Source organism: Paraburkholderia sp. SG-MS1 (assembly GCF_012275575.1).
Lineage (GTDB): Bacteria > Pseudomonadota > Gammaproteobacteria > Burkholderiales > Burkholderiaceae > Paraburkholderia.
The window spans coordinates 17,973-37,357 of sequence record NZ_NPIH01000239.1; the positions used below are offsets into that span (position 1 = coordinate 17,973).

Consider the following 19,385-nt stretch of genomic DNA (forward strand, 5'->3'; position numbering starts at 1 on the left):
TCTCCAGCTGTATGTACGACAGGAACGTGGGTGCTTCTGCGGTTACGCTTCGGCGTCGGGTGATACGTCAAGTGATGCTTGAAACGGAAGTGCTGGGCGTGGATTCGAAACGGGTCGAGTGCGCGCATCGGGTCTCGGTGCGTCCGGTGCGCCGCCGCCCTCCACTGCGTTGGCGAGGCGCGCGAGTTGAGTCTCGTGAGCGGTCAACGTGCCCGCATCGCGTTCCAGCGCTTGCGCATACTTGCGCGAGGCGCCACGCAGATCACCCTTGTGATCGAGTGCCCGGCCCATTTCCGCGTAGGACGGCGCAAGATCGGGCCGCAGCGAGATGGCGCGCGAGAGCTTGTCGATCGCTTCGTCGTATCGGCCGACCCTGTCGAGCGCTTCGCCCCAGTCGTGCAGATTGTCGACGGAGCCCGGATTCATTTCGTCGGCCTGTCTGAACGCGTCGAGTGCTTCTTCGTTACGATGCGCGCGCAACAGGACGTCACCGAGAAGGCGCAGGTTTTCGGCTGTCTTCGATTTCTCCCTCGCGCCGGCACGCAATGCTTCGAGTGCGTCGTCGAGGCGTTCCTGCTGTGCGAGGGCGCGGCCGAGACTCGCGTGCAGAATCGCCGAATGCTTGTAGACGGTCAGCGCCTCGCGGGTTTGCCGTTCTGCCTCTTCCGCTTTCGACTCCCCTTGATCGGTCAGCAGCCACGCTTTGCCCGCGAGCGCCCATTCCCTTTGCTCGGGCGAGGGCAGGGTAAGAACCTTGTCGTAGATCGCGATGATCTCGTTGTAGCGGCACTCTTGCGGATGGCATCTGGTTTTCCGGACCTGTGAATAGAGATGGCTGGCGAGAATATTCGGTTCGGCGAGGCGCATCGCTTCGACAGCGATCCCGTGCACGAAATCTTCCAGGTCACGTCCTTCGAACGGCACGGTGCTTTCGCGGGAATTGAACGGGCCGCCTTCTATTTGCACATGGGCAATGTACGAGTCGGCGCTCTCGTTGATTTTCGTGATGCCGACATGAACGACGACGTCCGTGCGCTTGATGATCCCCTTGATGAAGCGGACCGTCGACGCGTACGACATATCCTGACCAGGAAGCTGGATGTCGGGTTGGGAGTCGGTGTCGGTCATCGTGTCGTGAGGAATCGAATCGGCATCCTCGGCGATATCCCGCATGGAAGACATGATTCGCTCTGCGAGAAAGCTCGACGTGTAGCCGCGCTGTGAAAGTGATTGCGGTGTTTCGACGGGCGGCACCAGCAATTGCCGGTTGAGCACGCCGCGCACGACGAGGCAGGAAAAGCCGATCGCAAGCAGAAGGAAGAACCACGGCAGAATGTATGGCCACACCTGCTTCGGACCCGTGCCGATAAAGCCGACGGCACGCCATCCGAGCGGCAGGAATCCGGCGAAACGGCGGGTTTGGCGACCATGGCGCCTTGGTGCGGCGCAGCCTGGACGGAATGGCCGGCCGCGCCAATTCATTGGCCGACGTGGACTTTGCATACTCGACATGACGCACCTCGTTTCAAAGCGTTGTTGGGCACTGCGCGACTTGACTGGGCGCAATAACGCATTGAACGTGCCATGAGGACGCCGGCCCCTGTGCAAGCGGCGTGTGGGTAACGCAGAGGTCGCGCACGTGAAAAGTGTTGTGCGCAAGCCAACGCATTCGGGAGGGAAGTTGGCCGGCGGATGACATCGCGTGGGACAAGCCCACGGAAGACAGGAAGGAACGGCTGCGAGACAACCTGCTTGTCGCGTCCTGCTCTGAGAACGAAGCAGGTGCGGCGTTATTCAAGCGACGCAGTACGTCGCCGCTTCATTGCCCGCTTTCTCGCGACACAAAAAAAATGCCGTTCAGCCCCGGACTGAACGGCAAGATACTATGCGGCCACGTACTACACGGCCGCATACGTTTTGCTCAAACCGCAGCGGGACGCCATTTCAGCAGACGCTGCTCGATTGCGGTCAACAGATAGTCAGCCGCCAGCGCGACCACCGCCAGCACGATCATTGCCGCGAACACGCCGCTCGCATTGAATGCACCTTGCGCCGTGGAGATCAACAGGCCAATCCCCTGCTTCGACCCGAGAAACTCTCCGACCACCGCGCCGACCAGCGCAAAGCCGAAGCTCACGTGCAAGCTGGCGAGAATCCAGCTCAGCGCCGACGGAATCACCACCGACGTCGTCACCTGGCGGCGCGACGCGCCGAGAATCTGCGCATTCGCGATCATGTAACGGTCGGCTTCACGCACGCCCTGGAACGCATTGGCGAACACGACGAAGAACACCATCACCACCGCGAGCGCCACCTTCGACGCCATCCCGAGGCCCAACGCGATCACGAACACCGAGCCGAGCACCACCCGCGGAATCGAGTTCGCAATCTTGATGTAGAGGCTGAACACATCGGAGAGCAGCTTGTTGCGGCCGAGCACGATGCCGCAGAAGATGCCCGCCACCGAGCCGATGATGAACCCAAGCCCGGTTTCTTCGAGCGTGACCCACACCTGGGTGAGCAACGGGCCTTGCGACGTGCCGTTCACGAACCAGTCGACGATCTGATCGAAAATGGCGGTCGGCATCGAGAAGAAGAACGGGTCGATCCACTTCAGGCGCGCGGACAGTTCCCACCCGCCGAGCACGACCACCAGCACGAGCACGCGCAGCGTGATCACGAGCGCATGACGTTGCCGGATGCGTTTTTGCGCGACGCGTTCGACATGCGCGAGCGACGCGGCGTCGATGCCCGAGGGCATCATCTGTTGAGGGGTAGTAGACATGTTTGCCGTTCCTTGATTATCCGATCTGCACTTCTTCGCGCAGGTCGTGCCAGATGTCGCGCGAGATTTCGATGAAACGCGGGTCGTAGCGAACCTCCGAGGTGACGCGCGGACGCGGCAAATCGATTTCGTACACCTTCTTCAGCGTCGCGGGGCGCGCGGTCAGCACGAACACGCGGTCGGCGAGCGCAATCGCTTCTTCCAGATCGTGCGTGACGAACACCACCGATCCGGCACCGCCCCACAATTGCAGCAGTTCGTCCTGCATCAAGGTGCGCGTTTGCATGTCGAGCGCCGAGAAGGGCTCGTCCATCAACAGGATTTCAGGCTTGTTGATGAAGGTCTGCGCGAGCGCGACGCGCTTGCGCATGCCGCCCGACAGTTGATGCGGATAGTGCTTGCCGAACTTGTCGAGGCCGACGCGGCGCAACCATTCGTTGGCTTCCTCGTACGCGGCGGACTTCGAGCGGCCGCGATACAGCGGACCGGCGGCCACGTTGTCGAGCACCGTGCGCCACGGGAATACGGCGTCGGCCTGGAACACGAAGCCGATGCGCGGATCGATGCCGTCCACGGGCGCGCCCATCACGCGCACTTCGCCGGTGGTAGGCTTCAGCAAGCCGGTAATCATGCTGAGCGTGGTGGACTTGCCGCAACCCGTCGGGCCGACCACCGCGACGAATTCGCCGCGCGCCACCGACATGCTGAAGTCGCGCAGCGCGACCGTCGCCTTGCCATCCGGCGAAATGAAACGGCACGACACGTTGCGCATCTCGATCGCTGGCGTATCGCGTGACATAGGTTGATTCATCGGCTGGTGCCTCGCAGTGCTCGTGATGTTGAAAAAAGCCTTACTTCGTCGCGGTCTTGACCGGCGCCGACAGGTAGTCGTTGCTGTAGGTCCTGGCGAGATCGATGTGCTTACCCTTCACGGAAGGATTGAACGCGGACAGCACCTTCAGCACGGTATCCGGGCCGTCGGCGGGCATCTTGCCGTCCTTCGTAAACATCGGCAGCGATGCTTTCAGCGCGCCGACGTACAGGTCCTTGTTGTTGCCGTAGTAGTCCTTCGGCATCTTCGCGGCGATCTCCTCGGCGCTGTGCGTCGAAATGAAGTTCAATGTTCTGGCGAAAGCGTGCGAGAGTTTCGCCGCCTCGTCCTTGTGCGACTCGGCCCAGGCGCGTTGCACGTAGAAGCTCGAAGCCGGATACGTGCCGCCGAGCGCGGCGCGCGTGCCTTCCAGCGTGCGCATATCGACCAGCACCTTGGCGTCGCCGGTCTTCAGAAGTTGCGAAACGGTCGGCTCGGTCGTCATGCCGGCGTCGATACGGCTTTGCTTGATGGCCGCGATGAAGCTGTTGTCCGCGCCGACCGGCAGCAGCGTGTATTGCGTGGACGGCACACCCGCGCGTTGCGCGAGGTATTGCGTGAGGAAACTCGTCGACGAGCCCAGGCCGGTCACGCCGAGGGTCTTGCCCTTCGCGTCGGCCATGCTTTTGAATGTGCCGGCCGCCTTGGTCGACACCATTTCCACTTCGCCCGGCACCTGGCCAAAGATCACCAGCGCCTGAACTTCCTTGCCCTTGCTTTGCAGATCGATCGTGTGATCGTAAAAGCCGACCACGCCTTGCACCGCGCCCGCCAGCAGTTCGTTTTCCGCGTCGACGCCCGCCGGTTGCGAGAGGATCTCGACGTCGAGACCCTCGTCCTTGAAATAGCCGAGCTGTTCGGTGAGCCTGGCCGGCAGATAGATGATCTTGGTGGCGCCACCGACCATGATCGTGAGTTTTTCGGCGTGTGCGGCAGCCGAAGCGGCGGCGAGGGTGAACGCAACACCTGACACAGCGGCAATCTGGCGCAAGGTACGCATGAAGCAGTCTCCTTAGGTTTGGTCGCCGCGGGTAGGGCAGGCGGCGCTTTCTGGATGAATGACGGCGATTATAGAAATCTGAAACCTTCTGCTAGCTTTCTGAGGTTTCGACAAAGCATGAGTGTTAACCCCGTACTGCGTGTAAACCCCGCTGCGCTCCGGCCGCGAGCGCACGTTCCGTGTGCGGCGGATCAAACGGGGCACGCGCAAAGCCTTTGTTTTACGGCACAATCGACGGCCTGACTTTTGCCGTCCCTGCCATGAAGCTGCTGCTCATCGAAGACAATCCGACGCTCGCGCACTGGCTCGCGAAAATGCTGGAGCAGGAGGCGTTCGCGCTCGACGCCGTGCAGGACGGCGACGCGGCCGACCAGCTACTGCGCACCAATCATTACGACGTGATCCTGCTCGACCTGAATCTGCCGAAGCTCTCGGGCAAGAACGTGCTGCGCCGCTTGCGCCAGCGCGGCGACGCGACGCCGGTGCTGATCCTGACCGCGAGCGGTTCGATCGACGAAAAAGTGGAACTGCTTGGCGCTGGCGCGGACGATTATCTCGTCAAACCATTTGAAGTACGCGAGCTGATTGCACGCATCAAGGTGGCGATCCGCCGTCAGTCGCCGTCGAAGGCGAGCGAGGTGGTGTGCGGCGATCTGGCCTTCGACATCGACACGCGCCAGTTCATGCTGAAGGGCGCACCGCTGAACGTCACGCCGCGCGAGCGCTCGGTACTCGAAGCGTTGATCCTGCGCCTCGGAAAAACTGTGACGAAGCCCGCCCTGGTCGACGCGATCTTCACGCTCGCCGACGAACCGAGCGAGGACGCGGTCGAAATCTACATCTCACGTTTGCGCAAGAAACTCGACGGCAGCTCGGCGGCGATCGTCACGCTGCGCGGGCTCGGCTATCTGCTGCGCAAGAAAGACGATGACCAATAGCCTGCGGGTGCGCCTGTTGTGGTGGCTGCTGGTGCCGCTCGCGTTATATGTGTTCGTCACGGGCAAAGCCGAATACGATAATGCGCGGCGCACGGCGGATCTCGTGCAGGACAATCAGCTGATTTCGTCGGCGCGCATGATCGCCGGTGAAGTGGAGTGGGTAGATGGCTTTCTGCGCGTCGACGTTCCGCCCGCCGCGCTTGAAGTATTCGTGTCGCCGTATCGCGATCAGGTGTTCTACAGCGTGCGTGTCGACGATGGGCGGCTGCTCGCCGGCACGCCGGATTTCCCGCCGCGCCCGCTGCAGGCGGCCGACACGCCCGACCATTACGACACCGAGCTGCGAGGCCAGCCGGTGCGTGCGGTCGGGCTCGTGCGTTACATGTACGACAATGGCGCGACGCGCCGCGTGCGGGTCACGGTGGGCAAAACCGTGCGTTCTCGCGACGCCATGGCTCAGCAATTGTGGCAGCCGCAACTGGTGCGGCAGGTCGCGATGATCGCGCTCGCGGTGGCGCTGGTGTGCATCGGGCTGACGTTCGAATTGCGGCCGCTGATGAAAGTCAAAGAGGATGTCACCGACCGCGATCCGATGCAGCTCGAACCGATTCGCGTCGAACGGCTGCACACCGAGTTGCGCCCGATCGTCGAAGCGATCAATCAATGCATCGCGCGGCTCGGTGTACAGGTGGCGGCGCAACGACGCTTCATCGCCGACGCCGCGCATCAGTTGCGCACGCCGCTCACGCTGCTTGGCACGCAGTTGCAGTTCGCGCGGCAGCAGGACGGCATTCATTCCGCGCTCGACGAAGCGCTCGCCGCGATGCATCGGAGCAATCGTTCGATGGTGGCGCTAACCAACAAGCTGTTGTTGCTGGCACAGGCCGAAGCCACCGACAACACGCAGCTCGCGACGGAAACCGTGGACCTGGTGCCGCTTGCCATGGAAGTCGTGGAGGATCTCGCCCTGCTCGCGCAGGCACGAGAGATCGATCTGGGCGCCGAGCTGAAGGGCGCCGCACCGGTGAGCGGGCACCGGGGTCTGCTGCAGGCGCTGATCGCGAATCTCGCGGAGAACGCGATTCGCTATACCGGCAGCGGCGGCCACGTCACGGTTGCCGTTAGCGCCAACGCCGATACGGTCACCGTGAGTGTGCTCGACGATGGTCCCGGCATTCCGGCCGAGTCGCGCGGCCGCGTGTTCGAACCTTTCTTCCGGGCGTCGGCCGATACCGAGGGCACCGGCCTGGGTCTCGCTATCGTGCGCGAAATTGCCGATACGCACCACGGCGAGATCGCGCTCAAGCCGGGTGTCGGCGGCAGGGGTGTGCACATCAGCGTGTCGTTCCCGCGCGCTGCCCTGGCGCTTCGTGATCGATAGGGTATCCGAAGCAAAGCGGCGGTCTGAATCGACTGCTCGGCAGCTCGGCGCTACTGGCGGCAACGAGTTCATTCACCTGACCCAGCACGCCCGTTTGCTTCACGTCATGTACCGCAGATGACATGTTGTGAATCTCGCGATCACTGCGTCGGAGCCGGCCACGGCAAGCCGCAAACCGACTCGCGCGATGCTCGACGGCCGCATCGCACGGCTCGCGAGACCGGCGCTCGCGCGCGGATCGCCGGCTAACTCGCCGCTAGCCCACAGCCGCCAGGCGCATTCGTCTCCGTCCCCACCTCCCTCCGAACCCACCCTCAAAATGCCGCGACATAAATCCCCAAGGCATCGCTCTCGCTAACCGGGCGTGGATTGTTCACCAGTAACCGCGTCTGCAACATCGCATCGCTTGCCATCCGTTCGAGCCCGTCGCGTGCAATCCCGACATCGCGAAGTCGCGCCGGAATCGCGGTCGCAGCGATCATATGTTCGAGCTGTTCAATCAGCGCCTGAGTCTTGCTCGCGTCGCTGCCCGATGCCTGCGGCACGATCACGTCCGCGAGTTCCGCGTACAGATGAGCCGCCGCCTCGGCGTTGAAGCGCAACACGTGCGGCAACACGAGCGCGTTCGAAAGGCCGTGCGGCACGTGATAGATGCCACCGATCGGATACGCGAGCGCATGCACCGCCGCCACCGGCGCATTGGCGAACGCCTGCCCCGCGAAGGTCGCGCCGAGCAGCATCGCTTCGCGCGCGTCGCGGTTCTGGCCGTTCTCGCAGGCGCGCAAGAGGTTGCGCGACAGCAGCTCGAGCGCCTTCACCGCGAGCATGTCGGAAACGGGATTCTTCAGATGCGCGGACGTGTATGCCTCGATCGCATGAACCATCGCGTCGATGCCGGTTGCCGCGGTCGTGGCCACCGGCAGGCCGAGCGTGAGCTCCGCATCGAGAATCGCGAGATCGGCGATCAGTTGCGGCGCGACCACGCCCATCTTCTTCGCTTCACCGACCGTCACGATCGACACGGCCGTCACTTCGGAGCCGGTGCCCGCAGTGGTCGGCATCTGCACGAGCGGCAAGCGCGCGACGCTCACCTTGTTCACGCCATACATCTCGCCGAGCGCCTGCTCCTGCTGCGGCGCGAGCACGGCGATCAGCTTGGCAACGTCCATCGACGATCCGCCGCCGAGCCCCAGCACGATTTCCGCGTCGGCCTGCCGCGCGCGCGCCGTTGCTTCGAGCACGATGTGTTCCGGCGGATCGGCGATCACGTCGTCGATCGCGGTGGCGCTCCAGCCGTGCGCCGCGAGATCGGCGAGCGCGGGATTCAGGAGGCCGCTCGTATGCAGGAACCCATCGGTGACGACACACAAACGCGTGAGCGCCGGAAATTGCGCACGCAGCAGCGCGCCGAGGCGACGCGCGGCGCCGAACTCCACGACCAGCGTTGGCACCGTTTGAAATTTGCATGCGTTCATCATGCTGTGTCTCCGGATACCGGATGGCTCGACACTTCGCGTCGCTCGAGCATGGGAATGATGATGCCGACGCCGATGCGCTGAAAGTGCTCGGTCTCGCGATGCACGGCGAGGCCATCGGCGTGGCTGTACTGCTCCATGATCACGAAGTGATCGGGATCGAGCGGCGAGCGGAAGAATTCGTAATACAGGTTGGCAGGTTCGGCGCGGGTTGCCGCGGCAAGCTCCGTGAGGGGCTTCACCAGTGCGTCGCCGTTGCCGGGTTTGGCAAAGTAATGCGCGATCACCTGCAGGTAAACATCGGCCATCGATCACTCCATCAAGACGGGTATGTCAACGTTTCCATGTTCGGAAGCGGGATTTCATCATTCGCTGTCGTCGCTCGCGAACGCCGGCCTTTTGGGAAGAAAGCCCTGACGTGCCGATCGCGGTGAAGGTCTGCGCGGACCGCGGCGAGCATCGACACGACATCAGTTGTACCAGATTAAGACTGCTTTGCCCGCACGCTCGATCGACGTCACTCGCCGCCAGAGCCAGGAAGACACCTATCACGACGACGCGGACGACGCGCTGCTTGTGCCGTCGCCGGAGCCTTCGCCCGAAGCGGCGCTCCTCGTGCGCGACACGCTGCGTCACGTGTATCACCCGCTTGAACAATTGCCGCCGCGCAACCGCGCCGCGTTTGAAATGGTGCGGATACGTGAGGAAACGCTGCAAAGCACGGCGCGCGCGCTCGACGTTTCGCAGTCGCAGGTGCATTGCCTCGTGCGCGATGCCCCGCTGTCGCCCGACCTGCAGGCGAGCATCTCCCTCGCATCGCGCGAGTGCGATTGTTGGCCGAGCCGCTAGTGACCAGCATACTACTGCTTCACCACTGCGCCACTCCGCCGGCTGTCAAGAGCGCCGCTCACGTCTCGTCCGCGGCCTGCCAGGCATCGGCGGTTCAGCACGACTCGCAGCGAGCGCTCTGCCGTGTCGCGGGCGAGGTCTGTTTGGAGGCGGACACTTTAGTCAGCCTCCGCGAAGCGCTACCCGAGATCACGAAGCTCAGAGCCGCGAGCACCCACACGCCGATTCCGCCGTAAAGCAGCACCCAGCCGAACCCCCGCATCAGCGCAGCATGCACGATGCCGCCGGACGGATCGATGCGCGTGAGCGCCGGGACGCCCGCGCGGATCGCATCGACATCGCCTGCCGCCACTTTCTCCGCCAGCCGGCCGAGTTCCGCGATGTCGAGCGTGGCCGGCAGCTTCGTCTTCAGATGATAGAAAATCCCGCCGACCAGGATCGCCCCCATCAACGCAATATTGATGGCGAGCGTGATCATCCGCGCGCTCATGTCGATGCCGGATGCCATGCCCGCGCGCTGCGAGGGCACCGCGGCGGTCGTCGTATTGGTGACGGGCGTGTTGGTGAGGCCGAGGCCCGCGCCTGCAATCACGCAGCCGGGCAGCATGCTCGACACGCCCGGATACGCGGCGCCGCTGCCGAATCTCATCAGCATGAAGCCGAGGCCGATCGTCAACAGGCCAACGGGTATCGCGATGCCCGAACCGTAGCGCAGCGCGAGCCGTTCGCCGAGCGGCGGGAACAGCAGCGTCGGCAACGTGTACGCGAGCAGCGCGAGGCCCGCGCTCACGCTGTCGTAGCCGAGGCCGATCTGGAAATAAATCGGCAGGTAGATCATGAACGGCCAGAAGCTGAAGTTCATGCCCGCGGAACCCATCAGCGCGCCCGAAAACTGCGGAATCCTGAAGACCGAAAAATCGAACATCGGCCGTGGGCTCAGTTTCTCCGCATAGAAAAAGGCCACGAAGGCGAGCACGGTCGCGGTGATGATGAAGAGCGCGCGCGGATTCGTGAAACCCAGCGCCGGGACTTGGGTGATGAAGTACACGAGGCCGAAAACCGCCAGCGAAAGGGTGACGGTGCCGGCGACATCGAGCGTATGCGCATGCGGATCGCGCGATTCCTGTACGCCGCCGAAAACCAGCATCAACGTGACGACGGCAAGCAGCGCGTGCACCCAGAAGACCCACTGCCAGCTCGATAGCGCGACGATCGTCCCGCCGATGATCGGCCCGAAACCCAGCCCGATGCCGAAGATAATGCCCCACGCGCTGAATGCGCGGGCGCGCTCGGGGCCGTCGCTGAACTGGTGCGAGAGCACGGCGACCTGGCAGATCAGCATCGCGCCTCCGCTCGCGCCCTGCAACAGGCGCGCGGCGATCAGCATCGGCACGCTCTGCGCGAAGCCGCAAAGCAACGACGTGATGCCGAATAGCGCAATGCCGGCGACGAAAATCCTGCGGCGCCCGAAGCGGTCCGCGAGGGTGCCGGTCGCCATCAGCACGGTGGTCACCGCGAGCGTGTAGGCGTTCATGATCCACTGCATGCCTTTGAAATCGCCGTGCAGCACGTGCTCGAGCGTGGGCAGGATCACCGGCACGCTGGAGATTTCCAGACCGAACATCAGCGACGCGAGGCAGACGGCGCCGAGCGCCAGCGTGTTCTTGCGCAAGAGTGCCGCGCGTGGTGGGGTGGGGGTGGCCTCGCTTGCGCCGGTTGGCGCGCTTTGCGAATCAGGTACGGTTACTTCAGGCTTTTCACGTTCGTCGCGCCGTGGCGGCGCATGCGGATGACTGGACATGAATCTTCTCCGGGGTTCGTTTGGCGATGGGCTCGGCCGTCAAGGAATAGGTAATATAGAGGGAATCTATGTCCCCATCGGCTCACGAAAATCCCGGAAATGTGTCCGTGGTGGAACCAATCAGGTGAAGGTATGAGCGACATCCTTGATGGTGTGACAACGTTTGTGCGTGTCGTCGAAACCGGTAGCTTTGCGCTGGCGGCCGAGCGCCTGAACCTCACGCGCTCGGCGGTCGGCAAGGTGATCGTGCGGCTCGAAAAGCGGCTCGGCGTGCGTGTCATCAATCGCACGACGCGTAGCCAGCGTCTCACCGAGGACGGCCAGGCCTATTACGACCGCTGCGTACGCGCGCTAGCCGAGCTCGAAGCCGCGGAGGCCGATCTGGATTCCGGGCGGCGGGAGCCGAAAGGGCGGCTGCGCGTGAGCGTGCCGCAAGCATTCGGCCACTATTGCGTGGCGCCGGTGCTGCTTCGACTCGCGCGCAAGCATCCGCAATTGAAGATCGACATATCGATCAGCGACCGCTTCGTCGATGTGGTGGAGGAGGGCTTCGATCTCGTGGTGCGGGTGGGGCCGCTCGCCGACAGTACGAGTCTCGCCGCGCGCAAGCTCGGCATGCAGCACGCGAGCATCGGCGCGGCGCCTGCGTATCTGGCACGGGCCGGTACGCCGCGCAACGTCGATGAACTGCGCGGGCACGCGACGATCGCGTATTTGCGCGCAGGTGTCGCGCAACCTTGGGACGTGGTCGACGCCGACGGGCAGATCCGCCGCGCGCAAGTCGAGCCGCAACTCGGTTTCGACGACATGCAGGGCATTCTCGATGCCGCACTCGCCGGATTCGGTCTGGCCTGGCTGCCGAGTTGGCTGCTGGCGCGCTACGAGCCAGGCGGCGAGCTCGTGACCGTGATGGAGAACTGTTTCCGCCCTTCGCAGGAGATCCACGCGGTGTGGCCGAAGAGCCGCTATCTGGCGCTGAAGACGCGCTGCGCGATCGATGCGCTGGTCGCGGAGATACCCGCGATGATCGGGGCGCCCGGGCGAGCCGGCCCCCGGTCGCGCAATAGTTAGAATTGCAAAGTAGCGCTCGCTACAGCGGTGCGAGTCGGTGACGGCGAGACGTAATAGCCCCAGGCGGTGGTCCAGTAGCGGCGATTGAACAGGTTATTGATGCCCGCGCGGAACGTGACGTCCTTGCCGGCAATCTTCGCCTCGTACCTGCCGCTCAGATCGAACGTGGTGTAGGCCGGCACGAACTGCGTGTTGGCCGCGTCGACCGCCTGGTTGCCCACGTACTTGCCGCCGAACGCGAGCGTCAACGGACGCAGATACGCCGGGTTGTATTCGACACGGCCTGTCACGGTAAAGCGCGGCGCGCCATAAATGCGCTTGCCCTCGATGGCCGGATCGTCGATGTCGACGGCCTTCGTGTCGAGCCACATTACCCCGCCCATCACGCGCCATTCGCTGGTCAGCGCGAGCCAGCCGCTCGCGTCGATGCCGGTGTAACGCTTGGTGCCGTCCTGCACGAAGATGTTTGCGGTGTTCGTGTAGTTGTAGCCCTGATCGACACGGAACAGCGCAAGGTTGGCGCCCCACTTGCTGTGGTCGGACTTGAAGCCCACCTCATACTGCTTGCTGCGCAGCGGGCCGAAAGTTGCCGGATAGTTGACGTTGAGGTTCGACGCGGCGCCACCCTGTTCCAGCGACTCGACGTAGCTCGCGTACACCGTCGAATACGGATCGGTCTTGAACATCAGCGCGAAAGTCGGCGTGACCGGGTTCGCGCTGTACTGCGACGTGACCGCGCCGCTCGGGTCGTACACGTTCTGGCGGTATTGCGTGTAACGCACACCGAGCAGCGCGGACAGTCGCGAGGTGAACTGCAGCGTGTCGCTCGCATACACGGCAGCCTGCGTGGTGCGCTGCTCACGATAGAGGTCCGAGCCGATGCTGACTTCGTCGTTGGTCAGCAGCGTGGTGCTGTACAGATTGCCGTTGCCGAGGAAGTAGCCTTCGTTCCAGCCGACGCTATTGCTGTACTCGCTGGTTTGCGTCTGGTAGCCCGCGCCGAGCACCACGTCGTGCTTGATGAAGCCGGTGTTGAATGTGCCCTGCACCATCGCGTCGACGTTCTGGTAGAAGTAGCGCGTCATCGCCGCATAGAGCGTGTTGGAGTAGTTGCCCGCGTCGTCGGACACGTACAGGAAGCTGTCCGAGTTGGTGCGGTTCTCCTTGGCGAAGCGGTACTTGACGCTCGCGTGCCAGTTGTCGGAGAGGCGGTAGTCGAGGCCCGTGCCGAACGAGGCCATCTCGGTCATGTAGTAATTCTGCGGCTGCGTGAGCGTGCCGCTGACTTTGCTCGCGTCGGGAATGCCCCCCGCGAACATCAGGCCGAAGAGCGTACCTTCGGCTTTGCGTTTCTGGTAGAACGCGTCGGCGCTCAGCACGAGGTCTGGCGTAATGCGGAAGTCGAACGCGAGCGACGCGACCTGGCGGCTTACGTGCCCGTTCTCCTCGGCGGTGTTGCCGTATTCGTTGGCGAGGTTGAGGCGGTAGCCGAAGCGGTTGTCGTTGCCGAAGCGTCCGCCCAGGTCCACCGCCTGGGTGAACACGCTGGACGACTTGTAGCCGAGCGTGAAGCTGCGGTACGGGTCGTCGGTGGGGCGCTTCAGCACGTAGTTGACGATGCCGCCGGGCGAGCCGAAGCCGTACATGAAGCCGGACAGGCCCTTGAGCAGTTCGACCTGCTCGAACGGTTCGAGCGACAGGTCGGTGTCCCACGACGGGAAGGTCTGGCCGTCGACCTTGATGCTGTTCAGCGTGTCGATCGGCATGCCGCGCACGTTGAACATCGAGTTTTCACTAACCGAGTTTTCACTGCTGACGGTCACGGCCGGGTCGTACTTGAACAGGTCGTTGGCGGTCGTCGCGAACAGATCCTGCGCATCCTCGCTCGTCACGACCCGCGTCGAGAACGGCGTATCCACCTGCTTGCGCGAACCCAGCGCGCCGGCGCTGACGGTATCAGCCTGCGCCACGGTCGTGTCTTTCGCTGCCGATACGCTCACGGCAGGAAGCGTGGCGGCCGCATCGCTAGCCGCGGCCTGCGCCCATCCCGACGATGGCAGCGTGGAAAGCGACACGCCCACACTGACCAGAAGCCCCGCGCTCAACAGCGAAGGGGATCGGCGCGCAGCGCGCGCAAACGCCGGACGGCCGGCGATAAAGGATTTCTGCATGTTTGTTCGAGTTAGGCAGGGTGACGCCGCCGCGCACCAGAGTTGGGCGCGGCGGCGCGGGTTCGAGCGAGTGGTTGTTAAACAGATGTTCCAAACCTTCAAAACGCATGAATGTTAATGCATCTAGTTCTTATTTACAAATGTGTGGGACGTCGAGTCATGTATAAGACATCTGTCTCAAGACAGCGCCCATTGATCACAAAGCCTTATCTGGCGGGGATCGGCCCTGTTGAGGGTGGTTTCCGGACCTGTTTGTTTAGCAGCGAATACAGGAAAACGCGCATATACTCACGGTCGGGCCGTAAAAAGTAGTGCCGTGGGTTGCGCTGCGTTTTTGCTGCTTCGTCGCAACCTCGCTGGCTCAGCGCTACCCAACGCTCTGTCTATCACTTCACCTAGCAAAGCATCGAACATGTCCACACCGCCGAAGATCATCTATACCCTGACCGACGAAGCGCCTGCTCTGGCGACTTACTCGCTGCTGCCGATCGTCAAGGCGTTCACGCGCTCGTCCGACGTGATCGTTGAAACGCGCGACATCTCGCTCGCCGGCCGGATCATTGCTGCATTTCCGGATTACCTGACCGCGGAACAGAAGGGTTCCGACGATCTGGCGGAACTCGGTGGACTCACCACGCGTCCGGAAGCGAACATCATCAAGCTGCCGAACATCAGCGCGTCGGTGCCGCAACTGAAGGCCGCGATCACGGAATTGCGCGATCAGGGCTACAAGCTGCCGGCCTATCCGGATGTCGCCACGACCGACGCAGAAAAAGACGTCAAGGCTCGCTACGACAAGATCAAGGGCAGCGCGGTCAACCCGGTGCTGCGCGAAGGCAATTCGGACCGTCGCGCGCCGCTATCGGTGAAGAACTACGCACGCAAGCACCCGCACAAGATGGGTGCGTGGAGCGCGGACTCGAAGTCGCATGTCGCGCACATGAGCGGCGGCGATTTCTACGGTAGCGAAAAGTCGGCGCTGATCGCGGCAGCCGGCGCCGTGAAGATCGAACTGACGGCCGCCGACGGCACGAAGACGGTCCTGAAGGAAAAGACGGCCGTACAGGCGGGCGAGATCATCGACGCGTCGGTACTGAGCAAGAACGCGCTGCGCAGCTTCATCGAAGCGGAAATCGCCGACGCGAAGACCAAGGGCGTGCTGTTCTCGGTGCACCTGAAGGCGACGATGATGAAGGTCTCGGACCCGATCATCTTCGGTCACGTGGTATCGGTGTTCTATAAGGACGTGCTGGCCAAGCATGCCGACGCGCTCGCGAAGGTCGGCTTCAACCCGAATAACGGTATCGGCGACCTGTACGCGCGCCTGAAGGACCTGCCGGCTGAAACGGTTGCGGCGATCGAAGCCGACATCAAGGCCCAATACGAACAGCGCCCGCAACTGGCCATGGTCAATTCGGACAAGGGCATCACCAGCTTGCACGTGCCGAGCGACGTGATCGTCGACGCATCGATGCCGGCGATGATTCGCGAGTCGGGCAAGATGTGGGGCGCGGACGGCGCGCTGCACGACGCCAAGGCCGTGATTCCGGACCGCTGCTACGCGGACGTGTATCAGGCGGTCATCGAAGACTGCAAGAAGCACGGCGCCTTCGATCCGGTCACGATGGGCACGGTGCCCAACGTCGGCCTGATGGCGCAAGCCGCCGAAGAATACGGCTCACACGACAAGACGTTCCAGATCCCGGCGAACGGCGTGGTGCGCGTGACCGACGCAGCCGGCACGGTGCTGATCGAGCAGCCGGTGGAAGCGGGTGACATCTGGCGCATGTGCCAGACGAAGGACGCGCCGGTGCAGGACTGGGTCAAGCTGGCGGTCAACCGCGCCCGCGCGACCAACACGCCGGCCGTGTTCTGGCTGGACGCGGCTCGCGCCCACGACGCGCAGATCATCAAGAAGGTCGAGCAGTACCTGAAGGACCACGACACCAGCGGTCTCGACATCCGCGTGATGACGCCGGTCGAAGCGACGAAGTTCTCGGTCGAGCGTATCCGCGCGGGCAAGGACACGATCTCGGTTACTGGCAACGTGCTGCGCGACTACCTGACCGACCTGTTCCCGATCATGGAACTGGGCACCAGCGCGAAGATGCTGTCGATCGTCCCGCTGATGGAAGGCGGCGGCCTGTTCGAAACCGGCGCGGGCGGTTCGGCGCCGAAGCACGTTCAGCAACTGGTCGAAGAAGGCTTCCTGCGTTGGGACTCGCTCGGTGAATTCCTGGCGTTGGCCGCGTCGCTCGAACACCTGAGCAATGCGTATCACAACCCGAAGGCGCAGGTTCTGGCCAAGACGCTGGATCAGGCTACCGGCAAGTTCCTGGACAACGACAAGTCGCCGGCGCGCAAGGTTGGTGGTATCGACAACCGCGGCAGCCACTTCTACCTCGCGATGTACTGGGCCGAAGCACTGGCCGCGCAAACCGAAGACGCGGCGCTGCAGGCGCAGTTCGCCGGTGTCGCGAAGGCGATGGCCGATAACGAAGCGAAGATCGTCGAAGAACTGGGTGCGGCGCAGGGCAAGCCGGTGAACATCGGCGGTTACTACCGTCCGAATGCCGAACTGACGAGTCAGGCTATGCGCCCGAGCGCGACGCTGAACCAGATCGTGGACTCGCTGGCCTGAAGCATCGACTGAAGTACCCACGAAAGCAGCGAAGTAAGCTGTAAAGACGGCGATGGCGCTCACGAGCGCCATCGCCGTTTCTACATCCACGTGACCAGCGGTCATGCGCACCTCACACGTGAACGATTTCCCAATCAGCCAGTTTCTCTGGAATTTCAAGCGTCGACGTGTCGTCGCTCTCGGACAGATGCGGGCAGGTCAGGCCGCGCGCGAGGTCGTCGGCAGCCTGTTGCGGGGTGGAAAATTCACCGAGCGTATCGTTGCCGTAGGTGGCCTCCCAGCCATCATGGCCCGGCAGAATATAGAACGCTCCTTGGGTCGAACTAAAGCGAAAGCCTTTCATTTTTTGTCTCCCAATTGCCAATTAAAAAATCGCGGTGCCTGAGTGGCTTCATGCGTCGATTTGACTACTGGGTAGACTGCGTCTTTTCTGACCCATCCAAACTCGACTGCCTGAAGCCGCTGCTCTTGTAAAAGAGTCTACGTCAGTGAACCGCATCGCAAGTGGGGGCTCGACAGTTCTATCTATCAAAAAATATCTTTTAAAAATAAGGTGTTATGCGTTTTATTTTGCGATGTGCAACGTGGGGCGACATTGCGAAATGGCCGATTTGTGCCACGCACCACGATTTTTTACGAAGCAACGCATCGTTCCGTATCGTGAAATTCGCGGAGATTGGCGTCTTCCTGAACGGTTGGGCGTGCTGGAAGGGGCGCGCCGCCCTTGCACCCGCCGCGCGGGCTCCGCTCTCACGAAGCATCGCCAGACCCCTCACAACCACCCGAGCCACTTCCACCACGTCGCGGCGAACAGCAGAAGCAGCAGATATCCGAAGATCGTCAGCACGATGCCGACGCGCGCGAACTGGCGCGCGTTGAACGTGTCGGTGGCGAGGCACACCATGTTTTGCGGTGCGTTGATCGGCAGCACGAAACCGAAGCTGACCACGTAGCCGAGCAGCATCGTCATGCCGAGCCGGCTGAAGTCGCCGTGCATCGATTGCAGCACGGCGATCAGTATCGGCAGCATCGCGGAGGTCAACGCGGTCGCGCTGGCGAACCCCAGGTGAATGACGATCAGGAACGCGGAGAGAATCGCAAACGCGGTGAACGTGCTCGCCTGGTCGAGGCCGGTGTGATGCGCGACGAGGTCGCCGAGCCACTGGCCTGCAGTGGTCGTCAGCAAGGCCGTGCCGAGACTGATGCCGACCCCGAAGACAATCACCGTCCCCCACGGAATGCGGCTCTGCACCGTCTTCCAGTCCATCACGCCGACCCGCGGCAGCATCAGGATCACGAGGCCCACATAGGTGACGGAGGTGGTAACGAACGGGTGCAGCTTGCCTTCGGTCGCCCAGAAGAGCAGCAGGCCGACGGCGACGCCGAGCAGGCGCTTTTGCGGCCCCGTCATCGGACCGAGTTCGCGCAGCGAGCGCGCGACCGCTTCCTTGCCGCCGGCGATGCTGTCGGTCTCGGGCGGCAACATCTTCAGCACGATGATCAGCAGCGCGGCCGACATGATGATGGCCCATGGCGTGCCGGCGATCAGCCACTCGAGCCACGTGACCCGTGCGCCGAGCATCTTGTCCATGAAGCCGACCGTCAGCAGATTCTGCGCAGCCGCCGTCAGGATGCCGACGTTCCAGATGCTGGTGGCCTGGGCGACCACGATCATGATGCCGGCCGCAATATTGGAGCGTTTGTCCACGCCGAACGCCGAAATCACGCCGACCATGATCGGCACGACGCAGGCGCTGCGCGCGGTGGCGCTCGGCACCACCAGCGAAAGAACGATCGTCACGGCGATCGAGCCCATCAGAATGCGCCGCGTGGTGGTGCCGATCAGCGACAACGTCACGAGCGCAATGCGCTTGTCGAGTCCCGTGATGGTCATCGCCGCGGAGATGAATAGTGCGCCGGTCACGAGCGCGAGCGCCGAATTCGAAAATCCGGCGAGTCCCATGCTGATTCCCGCCGACGTGCCGTACGTCACGCTCGGGTCTTTGATGGTCGGCGCGGTGCCGATGAGAAACGCGATCAGCGACGTGATGATGATCGCGCTCGCTTCGTATGAGACGGCTTCGGTCAGCCAGACGACCACGGCGAACGCGAGAATGGCGAGCATGCGGTGCCCGGCCGGCGGCAGCGTGTCGGGCAACGGCAACATCAGAACGACGATCATCGCGACGACGCTCGCGATCAAACCGATTGGCACACCACGTTTGGCCGGAGCGGAACCTGGTGCGGACGGAGCCTCGGGTGTCGATACGCTCATGCTTGTCGCTCCTAAGATGGCATGCTGCTTGCCTTTATCCTTCGTTTCAAGCGGGGGCATTGCTGATTCAAAGCCGGCGTCGTCGATGTCGCGGCGGCAGTCCGTGCGTGCCCGGTGATTGAATCAC

The 19,385-nt window shown here is 63.0% G+C and carries 14 protein-coding genes and 1 pseudogene; 5 read left to right on the forward strand and 10 right to left on the reverse strand.

Annotation, left to right across the window (positions count from 1 at the left end):
- Positions 1-42: 42 nt before the first annotated feature.
- From CIC12_RS23155 to CIC12_RS23170, 4 genes are all read right to left on the reverse strand, one after another.
- A complete protein-coding gene (locus CIC12_RS23155; RefSeq protein WP_168667332.1) occupies positions 43-1,512 on the reverse strand; it encodes a tetratricopeptide repeat protein in 1,470 nt (489 codons plus the stop codon).
- A gap of 409 nt (positions 1,513-1,921) precedes the next feature.
- Positions 1,922-2,785, reverse strand: coding sequence for an ABC transporter permease (locus tag CIC12_RS23160; protein ID WP_121323625.1), 864 nt, complete (start codon positions 2,783-2,785; stop codon positions 1,922-1,924).
- A 16-nt stretch (positions 2,786-2,801) separates the two neighbouring features.
- Positions 2,802-3,596, reverse strand: coding sequence for an ABC transporter ATP-binding protein (locus tag CIC12_RS23165; protein ID WP_168667334.1), 795 nt, complete (start codon positions 3,594-3,596; stop codon positions 2,802-2,804).
- Between the two features lie 40 nt (positions 3,597-3,636).
- Complete coding sequence (locus CIC12_RS23170) at positions 3,637-4,656, reverse strand: ABC transporter substrate-binding protein (protein ID WP_168667336.1); 1,020 nt, start codon at positions 4,654-4,656, stop codon at positions 3,637-3,639.
- Positions 4,657-4,916: 260 nt separating this feature from the next.
- On the opposite strand from CIC12_RS23170, the gene CIC12_RS23175 reads away from it, so the two are divergent.
- A complete protein-coding gene (locus CIC12_RS23175; RefSeq protein WP_168667338.1) occupies positions 4,917-5,594 on the forward strand; it encodes a response regulator in 678 nt (225 codons plus the stop codon).
- Positions 5,584-6,975: a sensor histidine kinase gene (locus CIC12_RS23180; RefSeq protein WP_168667340.1), complete on the forward strand. Its 1,392-nt coding sequence runs from the start codon at positions 5,584-5,586 to the stop codon at positions 6,973-6,975. The genes CIC12_RS23175 and CIC12_RS23180 overlap by 11 nt, the downstream gene beginning before the upstream one ends.
- Positions 6,976-7,289: 314 nt before the next feature.
- On the opposite strand, the gene CIC12_RS23185 is transcribed toward CIC12_RS23180, so the two are convergent.
- Together CIC12_RS23185 and CIC12_RS23190 are read right to left on the reverse strand one after the other, a co-directional pair.
- Positions 7,290-8,450, reverse strand: a complete 1,161-nt coding sequence (locus CIC12_RS23185) for an iron-containing alcohol dehydrogenase (RefSeq protein WP_168667436.1) — start codon at positions 8,448-8,450, stop codon at positions 7,290-7,292.
- Complete coding sequence (locus CIC12_RS23190; RefSeq protein ID WP_168667342.1) at positions 8,450-8,758, reverse strand: putative quinol monooxygenase; 309 nt, start codon at positions 8,756-8,758, stop codon at positions 8,450-8,452. Before CIC12_RS23190 ends, CIC12_RS23185 begins: the two co-directional genes overlap by 1 nt.
- Positions 8,759-8,954: 196 nt before the next feature.
- Between CIC12_RS23190 and CIC12_RS23195 the strand changes: the two are divergent.
- Positions 8,955-9,227, forward strand: a pseudogene (locus tag CIC12_RS23195) (sigma factor-like helix-turn-helix DNA-binding protein); the annotation flags it as partial.
- Positions 9,228-9,393: 166 nt separating this feature from the next.
- Here the strand turns inward: CIC12_RS23195 and CIC12_RS23200 are convergent.
- The gene (locus CIC12_RS23200) at positions 9,394-11,100 is read right to left on the reverse strand and encodes an MFS transporter (RefSeq protein WP_168667344.1); all 1,707 of its coding nucleotides are present in this window, start codon (positions 11,098-11,100) and stop codon (positions 9,394-9,396) included.
- 132 nt (positions 11,101-11,232) lie between these two features.
- Between CIC12_RS23200 and CIC12_RS23205 the strand changes: the two genes are divergently transcribed.
- On the forward strand, positions 11,233-12,171 hold the full coding sequence (locus tag CIC12_RS23205) for a LysR substrate-binding domain-containing protein (protein ID WP_168667346.1): 939 nt from the start codon (positions 11,233-11,235) through the stop codon (positions 12,169-12,171).
- Here the strand turns inward: CIC12_RS23205 and CIC12_RS23210 are convergent.
- The gene (locus tag CIC12_RS23210) at positions 12,168-14,342 is read right to left on the reverse strand and encodes a TonB-dependent siderophore receptor (RefSeq protein WP_168667348.1); all 2,175 of its coding nucleotides are present in this window, start codon (positions 14,340-14,342) and stop codon (positions 12,168-12,170) included. The two genes, CIC12_RS23205 and CIC12_RS23210, sit on opposite strands and share 4 nt — an antisense overlap.
- Positions 14,343-14,754: 412 nt before the next feature.
- On the opposite strand from CIC12_RS23210, the gene CIC12_RS23215 reads away from it, so the two are divergent.
- Positions 14,755-16,983 (forward strand): NADP-dependent isocitrate dehydrogenase, encoded by a 2,229-nt coding sequence (locus CIC12_RS23215; RefSeq protein ID WP_168667350.1) that lies wholly within the window; start codon positions 14,755-14,757, stop codon positions 16,981-16,983.
- Between the two features lie 112 nt (positions 16,984-17,095).
- Here the strand turns inward: CIC12_RS23215 and CIC12_RS23220 are convergent, their stop codons facing one another.
- Together CIC12_RS23220 and CIC12_RS23225 are read right to left on the reverse strand one after the other, a co-directional pair.
- Positions 17,096-17,326, reverse strand: coding sequence for a hypothetical protein (locus tag CIC12_RS23220; RefSeq protein ID WP_168667352.1), 231 nt, complete (start codon positions 17,324-17,326; stop codon positions 17,096-17,098).
- A 429-nt stretch (positions 17,327-17,755) separates the two neighbouring features.
- Positions 17,756-19,258, reverse strand: a complete 1,503-nt coding sequence (locus CIC12_RS23225) for a DASS family sodium-coupled anion symporter (protein ID WP_168667355.1) — start codon at positions 19,256-19,258, stop codon at positions 17,756-17,758.
- Between the last annotated feature and the right edge of the window lie 127 nt (positions 19,259-19,385).

What these genes read in the sequence shown, in the direction of transcription:
- CIC12_RS23155 (WP_168667332.1), bottom strand. Translation starts at nt 1,512, where the DNA reads ATGTCGAGTATGCAAAGTCCACGTCGGCCAATGAATTGGCGCGGCCGG.
- CIC12_RS23160 (WP_121323625.1), bottom strand. Translation starts at nt 2,785, where the DNA reads ATGTCTACTACCCCTCAACAGATGATGCCCTCGGGCATCGACGCCGCG.
- CIC12_RS23165 (WP_168667334.1), bottom strand. Translation starts at nt 3,596, where the DNA reads ATGAATCAACCTATGTCACGCGATACGCCAGCGATCGAGATGCGCAAC.
- CIC12_RS23170 (WP_168667336.1), bottom strand. Translation starts at nt 4,656, where the DNA reads ATGCGTACCTTGCGCCAGATTGCCGCTGTGTCAGGTGTTGCGTTCACC.
- CIC12_RS23175 (WP_168667338.1), top strand. Translation starts at nt 4,917, where the DNA reads ATGAAGCTGCTGCTCATCGAAGACAATCCGACGCTCGCGCACTGGCTC.
- CIC12_RS23180 (WP_168667340.1), top strand. Translation starts at nt 5,584, where the DNA reads ATGACCAATAGCCTGCGGGTGCGCCTGTTGTGGTGGCTGCTGGTGCCG.
- CIC12_RS23185 (WP_168667436.1), bottom strand. Translation starts at nt 8,450, where the DNA reads ATGAACGCATGCAAATTTCAAACGGTGCCAACGCTGGTCGTGGAGTTC.
- CIC12_RS23190 (WP_168667342.1), bottom strand. Translation starts at nt 8,758, where the DNA reads ATGGCCGATGTTTACCTGCAGGTGATCGCGCATTACTTTGCCAAACCC.
- CIC12_RS23200 (WP_168667344.1), bottom strand. Translation starts at nt 11,100, where the DNA reads ATGTCCAGTCATCCGCATGCGCCGCCACGGCGCGACGAACGTGAAAAG.
- CIC12_RS23205 (WP_168667346.1), top strand. Translation starts at nt 11,233, where the DNA reads ATGAGCGACATCCTTGATGGTGTGACAACGTTTGTGCGTGTCGTCGAA.
- CIC12_RS23210 (WP_168667348.1), bottom strand. Translation starts at nt 14,342, where the DNA reads ATGCAGAAATCCTTTATCGCCGGCCGTCCGGCGTTTGCGCGCGCTGCG.
- CIC12_RS23215 (WP_168667350.1), top strand. Translation starts at nt 14,755, where the DNA reads ATGTCCACACCGCCGAAGATCATCTATACCCTGACCGACGAAGCGCCT.
- CIC12_RS23220 (WP_168667352.1), bottom strand. Translation starts at nt 17,326, where the DNA reads ATGAAAGGCTTTCGCTTTAGTTCGACCCAAGGAGCGTTCTATATTCTG.
- CIC12_RS23225 (WP_168667355.1), bottom strand. Translation starts at nt 19,258, where the DNA reads ATGAGCGTATCGACACCCGAGGCTCCGTCCGCACCAGGTTCCGCTCCG.